At 35.7% G+C, this 6,299-nt stretch carries 7 protein-coding genes and 2 tRNA genes; all 9 read right to left on the reverse strand.

Annotation, left to right across the window (positions count from 1 at the left end; all coding sequences use genetic code 11):
• Positions 1-10: 10 nt before the first annotated feature.
• Complete coding sequence (locus tag U9Q18_04520; protein MEA3313622.1) at positions 11-1,459, reverse strand: aminotransferase class I/II-fold pyridoxal phosphate-dependent enzyme; 1,449 nt, start codon at positions 1,457-1,459, stop codon at positions 11-13.
• A 33-nt stretch (positions 1,460-1,492) separates the two neighbouring features.
• Positions 1,493-1,569: transfer RNA gene (locus tag U9Q18_04525), tRNA-Pro, on the reverse strand.
• 8 nt (positions 1,570-1,577) lie between these two features.
• Positions 1,578-1,655, reverse strand: a tRNA-Pro gene (locus U9Q18_04530).
• Between the two features lie 51 nt (positions 1,656-1,706).
• A complete protein-coding gene (locus U9Q18_04535; GenBank protein MEA3313623.1) occupies positions 1,707-2,117 on the reverse strand; it encodes a threonyl-tRNA synthetase editing domain-containing protein in 411 nt (136 codons plus the stop codon).
• A gap of 197 nt (positions 2,118-2,314) precedes the next feature.
• The gene (locus U9Q18_04540) at positions 2,315-3,307 is read right to left on the reverse strand and encodes an NAD(P)H-dependent glycerol-3-phosphate dehydrogenase (GenBank protein MEA3313624.1); all 993 of its coding nucleotides are present in this window, start codon (positions 3,305-3,307) and stop codon (positions 2,315-2,317) included.
• Positions 3,304-4,149: a 4-hydroxy-3-methylbut-2-enyl diphosphate reductase gene (gene ispH, locus U9Q18_04545; protein ID MEA3313625.1), complete on the reverse strand. Its 846-nt coding sequence runs from the start codon at positions 4,147-4,149 to the stop codon at positions 3,304-3,306. The genes U9Q18_04540 and ispH overlap by 4 nt, the downstream gene beginning before the upstream one ends.
• A complete protein-coding gene (locus U9Q18_04550; protein MEA3313626.1) occupies positions 4,119-4,739 on the reverse strand; it encodes a lysophospholipid acyltransferase family protein in 621 nt (206 codons plus the stop codon). The genes ispH and U9Q18_04550 overlap by 31 nt, the downstream gene beginning before the upstream one ends.
• Positions 4,729-5,400, reverse strand: coding sequence for a (d)CMP kinase (cmk, locus tag U9Q18_04555; GenBank protein MEA3313627.1), 672 nt, complete (start codon positions 5,398-5,400; stop codon positions 4,729-4,731). The genes U9Q18_04550 and cmk overlap by 11 nt, the downstream gene beginning before the upstream one ends.
• Positions 5,387-5,827 (reverse strand): ribose 5-phosphate isomerase B, encoded by a 441-nt coding sequence (gene rpiB / locus U9Q18_04560; GenBank protein MEA3313628.1) that lies wholly within the window; start codon positions 5,825-5,827, stop codon positions 5,387-5,389. Before rpiB ends, cmk begins: the two co-directional genes overlap by 14 nt.
• Between the last annotated feature and the right edge of the window lie 472 nt (positions 5,828-6,299).

A 6,299-nucleotide genomic window follows, 5' to 3' on the forward strand; every position in this document is an offset into this window, starting at 1 on the left:
TTCCTCTTGCTTATTGCAAATCATCCACAACTCTCATATAAATCTTACCATCTCGCATGATAGCTCCCTGGATCATGCCACCTTTGTTTTCCATTATATGAATAAAATTTATCGCTTCCTGTGATATTTCCATACCAGGAACTAGAACAGGAATACCAGGAGGGTAAGGCGCAACAACTCCCCAGCTGACTTTATTTACTGCCTTGTCCAGCAACTCTATTTTATAATTCAAGTTAAACACATCATTAGGCGAATAAACTTGCTTCCCAGCTACAGGAAAAGATATCATCTTGTCCACTCCTCCTGATTTTTTTTTCACAGATCTTAAAACTTTTAAAAGGGATTTTACATCCCTCTTTCTCGTTCCAATTGTAACAAAAAGGAGTACATTTTGCAAATCAGAAAGTTCGATCTCTATATTATGTTTATTAAGAAAAAGCTCAAACTCAAATCCAGAAAAACCCATATCTTCAACATTTATGGCAAGTTTTATGGGATCAATAGCATAAATGTCCTTACCATTTATAATAGAAGAATCTACTATCCTAAAACCATCTATTTTTTTAATCTCTTCTCTTGCATAATCTGCCACCTCAATAGATTTCTCCCATAGCTTTCTCCCGTTGATAGCCATCTCTCTTCTTACTATATCAAGAGAAGCCATAAATATATAGGATGGGCTTGAACTTTCTATAGTAGCAAGTACTTGTTCCACAATATCTGTGTTAACATTATCAGTTACAATATGAAGAAGAGAAGTCTGTGTGAATGTAGGAAGTGTTTTATGTGCGCTCTGGACAACTATATCCGCGCCATATTCAATAGCGCTTGTAGGAAAAGAAGGATGAAATGGAAAATGTGCACCATGTGCCTCATCTACTAGTGCATACATATTATATTTGTGCACAATATCAATTATTTTTTTTAAATCTCCCTGAATTCCATAATAATTAGGGGTAGTTATTAATACCGCCTTCGCATCTAAATTATCTTGTATTGCCTTTTCAAGCTCAGTAGCTGTAAGGTTTGTAATAATGCCAAAATCGTTGTTAAATTCTGGATGTACAAATACTGGATTAGCCCCAGACTCAATAATACCTCCCATGACAGACCTATGAGAATTTCTCCCCACTATAATTTTGTCACCTTCTTTACAGGTAGCAAGTATCATAGCGTGAACTCCTGCTGTCGTTCCGTTTATTAAAAAAAATGTATTCTTTACTCTATAGAGGTCAGCCGCAAGTTCTTCCGCTTGTTTTATAACACCTTTTGAATAATGAAGGTAATCAAGGCCTGAGACTTCTGTAAGATCAAATTTGAATAAGTTATTACCGAAAAGTTTTTTGAAATAACGAGGTACTCCTCTTCCACTTGAATGACCTGGCATATGAAAATGAATCATATCCCTTTCAACATATCCAATAATAGCCTCATAAAGAGGAGCTTTATTTTGATTCACTATATTACGCTCCTTAAATTAAGTTATCTTAAATGGTCGGGATGATGGGATTTGAACCCATGACCTCTTAGTCCCGAACCAAGCGCTCTACCAAGCTGAGCCACATCCCGATATAAAATGGTCGGGGCGAGAAGATTCGAACTTCCGACCCCCTGCACCCCATGCAGGTGCGCTAACCAAACTACGCCACGCCCCGAATCCTTCTTATTATAATGGTTTTCTAATGCGATGCAATAGTCACAAAAAATTATAGATCTTGAAAGATTCGTGCTTGAGAAATACCAGGAGCCGAAACTTCCAGGTTTAAAAAATGCCCAAATGGAGTTTGGCAAACTTCATACCCTACACTTTTAAGCCTCTCTTCTGCCTTCTCCAGTATACTAAGTGCAACCTCTGGATCAGCCTTACTTTTAGATAGATGGGCAAAAGAATGCAAAACAATGCGTTTTGTCTTATTTTTACCTGCCGCCCATTTTAAACTCTTGATAAGTTTTTTTACTTTTTTATCAACTTCTTCCTCGTCTTCTTTCTCTGAGTGAATAAAACCTACAAGCACATCCTGAAAGGTTCCTTGCTTTTCCTCGCTCTTAAGTTCCGAAAGTGTTTTCGTTGTAGTCCTGTACCAAAATTTGTCCATATAAATTATAAGCAACTTCATTTTTGCCTCCCCTTTTTTATAATATAACATGCTATAAAATTTTGTTAAATGGTAAGTATAAGATTTTAATGTTGCCGAAATTTCCTACATTCTTAAAATTTACCAAGCCCTCTATCGTAATAATTAGACAAACAAATTTTTCTTTAAGGCACGTGCCTCTATTAATTTAAGCAAAACATGCATAAAAATTAAGCAGTTTAGGACTCTTTCTTTGTCGGCCTTCGCATCAATTTTTGCAATTCTTCCTTCGGTGGTTTATGCTGGTAAACAATGTTATAAATTGCAGTAGTTATCGGCATATCTATATTAAGCTTTTCCTTTAATGAGTATACTGATTTTACCGTGTATAGTCCCTCAACCACTTGATTTGTAGATTCCTCTATTCCTTCTTTACTTTTTCCTTTTCCGATCTCTTCACCTGCCCATCTATTTCTGCTTAGTTTACTAAAAGATGTGGCAATCAAATCTCCCATCCCGGATAATCCATAAAATGTCTCTTTTTTACCGCCAAGAACCACACCAAAACGGATAAGTTCGCTGACACCCCTCACAACAAGAGAGGATTTGCTACTATCACCAAAACCAAGTCCATCGCTTATCCCAGCGCCAACAGCAAGCACATTTTTTACAGAACCCCCCAATTCAACACCCAAAAGGTCTGTTGTATAATACACTCTAAAAGAATCTGTCAAAAAAACATCTTGCAGTCCTTTTAGGATAGCTTCATCTTCTCCACCTATTACTGTTGCAGCAGGCATTTTTCTTGCAATCTCGAAAGAAAAATTTGGTCCTGACAGAGAAGTAATGTTTTTAGAAGGTATACCAGTCCATATTTCGTGTATTACTTGAGACATACGTTTCCCGGAATTTATTTCTATTCCTTTTGCAAGATTAACAACAATAGGTGCATCAGAAGGAGATACATCCGAAATAACACTTCTTAATTTTTGTGCTGGCACAGTCAAAACAATAATTTCTGCGTTACTAAGAGCTTCATTAATATCTATCGTATATTTAGCAATAGAATGAAGCTTTACCCTTTTCAAGTAATAAATATTTTCGTTCCATTCTTGAATTGCGTTAAGAGTCTTTTTACTGTGTATCCATAGTGCCACATCAAAACCTTTTTCTCCTAAAAGTTCTGCAATAGTCGTACCCCACGCACCTGCCCCAATAACAGATATTTTCATTTCCCAATCCTCCTTACTACTTTCTCAATGAGCCAATAGGGAGTAGACGTACCAGATACAATCCCTATAATGTTGAAACTTTTAAAAGGAATGATTGCTAAATCATCTTCAGTTTGAATAAAATATGAATGTTTATTGATCTCCTTTACCATCTGGAATAATTTACATGAATTTGCGCTTGTCTTATCTCCAATCACAATTATGCAATCAGCTTTTTTTGCAATCGCTTTTGCCTCCGTCTGACGCCTCAATGTCTCCCTGCATACTGTATTAAAAAGTCTTAGCTCATCTGCGATTGTCATTAATTCACTGGCGATAGAAAAAAAAGTATCTTGGTCTATAGTAGATTGCGCTAACACGCCTATTTTTGATGTCCTTAATTCTTCCTTTATTTCATCCCTGTCCTGAAATACACCAAGAAGATTGCAAGAAGCAGCATCTGAAAGCACTTTCACCTCGCGATGTCCTCTATCCCCTACAATCGCTATCTTATAATTCTCTTTTTTAAGTTTCTCAATAATCTGTACCGTCCTTAACACAAAAGGGCAGACCGTATCAATCACTTTTTCAAAATTCTCGTCAGCTTTTTTTCGTTCTATAACAGTAGAACCATGAGCAGGAAGAAGCACTACTTTTCCTCTATGCTTTAAGCTAGTTAAATTAGAAATACCGCTCTTCTTCAGTCTGCGTATCTCCTTTTCGTTATGCAATAAGGCATCAAGCGTATAAATTTTTTTACACTGAGAGAGAGATTCTTCGGCAAGCTTTACTGCCCGCTCAACTCCAGAACAAAACCCAATATTTTTTGCAATTATAATTTTTCTTCTGTTAACTTCACGCATTTCTTTATCTCTTTTCTAAGATATTCAGTTGATCTTTCATAAAAAGAATTATTCTTTGAGTCAAATAACTCCCACAGTTTAATGGGTTTTCCAAATACAACCACCAGGTGTGAAAGTTTTATCCTTTTTGAAGTTTTATGCAATGCTTCACCAGTTCCTGCAATGCCTACAGGCACAATAGGCACACCTGCTTTAAAAGAAAGGAAAACTACTCCTTTCTTAACGGGACCAACTTCTCGCGTTAAAGAACGCGTACCTTCCGGAAATACAAGAAGAGGATTACCTTGTTTAAGCACATCTATGGCATTTCTCAAGCCCTTCAAGTCTGTCCCGTCTATATCGAGAGATATTCCCCCTAATATTTGATATAACCATCCCAACCTACTTCCTGAAATAACCTCTTTTTTCCCCAGTGAATACATTCTTCTTGGCAATGCAACACTTGTAACAGGAATATCCAAAAAGCTTCTGTGATTTGGAGTAACAATTACTCCCCTTTTTGGGGGGACATTCTCTACCCCATAAACATCTAAATGAAAGAAGAGTCTGAAAAATAATTTGCAAAAAATATGAAGTGTTTTATAAAACATATTCCCTTCCTTTAAAAAATTGAATAATTTTATCAACAACTTTCTTAGGGGAAAGATAATTTGTGTCAATTACATAAGCATCATGAGGAATTGTAAGCGGAGAAATATCACGATTAGAATCCATTACATCTCTATTTTTTAAATTATCAAGAACTTCCTCAAATGTGATATTTACTCTCTTTTCAAGAAGTTCTTTATGTCGTCTTTTTGCACGAACCTCAATAGGAGCAGTAAGATAAATTTTAAGAAACGCATTTTTTAGCACAACAGAGCCTATATCTCTTCCTACCATAACAACGTTCTTTGAATCTGCAATTTTTCTCAATTTCTCTGTTGCTATTTCTCTAATTTCTTTTACCGTAGATACGGGCGAGACAAGATCGTCTACTTCTTTTTTACGTAATTCTGTCTCATTAACATCCCTCCAGTCGATATATATAACTCTTTCCTTTAAATCGAACTCGATGTTTTGTATGACATCCACCCATTCTTCCCTGTCGCTTTCGCCTGCACATTTTTTTAAAACTGTGTATGCAAAAACTCTATAAAGAAGCCCACTATCGATGAATTCAAATTGTATTCTATCTGCAAGGAGCCTTCCCACGGTAGATTTTCCACTTCCTGCATCTCCATCAATTGCTACATCCTTATTTTTTCTCATAATTTGTTATTTTGTCGATCCTTTGCTTATGCCTGCCACCCAAAAAGGAAGTATTAAGCCAGATATTTACAATTTCTTTAGCAAGTCCTTCTTTTAAAACTCTTCCCGCCAGGCAAAGCACATTCGCATCATTATGCTCCCTTGCACAGCGAGCAGAATACTCACTGCCACAAAGACTTGCACGAATACCTTTTACTTTATTTGCAGCAATTGCCATCCCAATACCTGTGCCACAGATTAAAATTCCAAACTTTTCTTCACCCCTCGCAACACTCTCAGCTAAAGGTATTGCATAATCAGGATAGTCAACACTTTCTTCTGAATATGTACCAAAATCCTTCACATCGATGCCTTTTTCTTGCAAAAATACCTTTAATTCGTCTTTTAATTGAAACCCAGCATGGTCAGAACCTATGGCTATCTTCATCTTTCCTCCTCATTTCTGTTTAAAAAAATTATACCACATTGCGTCACTTATTCAATCCATTGAATAAGCTCTAAAACATGTAAAACTGTTTTAAATATATTATACAGAAATTAAAGATATACAAGAACATTAAAGAAGGATCTAAGAGAAAATGATAGGTATACATATATAAACTAAGACTGGATGTAAAGAGTAAAATGTTAAAAGGGGAACCGAAAGTTTGATACCTAAGCTAACAAGACTTAAAAAATAAGAAAGATCGAGATAAGTCATGAGATTGTATCATTCATAAAAAATATAAGAGAAGAACGTCCAAAAATAGGTGAGAAAAAATAAAGTTATTAGCAGATGAATACTGTATGAATAAAAGAAGAAATAATAAAAATACAGTGAAGTCCTTTAAGAAAATTAAAAAGGTAATATCTTAAAACTAAATATACTAAACCTCTTTATCTATTTCACATACCCAGGG

Source organism: Caldisericota bacterium (assembly GCA_034717215.1).
Classification (GTDB): domain Bacteria; phylum Caldisericota; class Caldisericia; order Caldisericales; family Caldisericaceae; genus UBA646.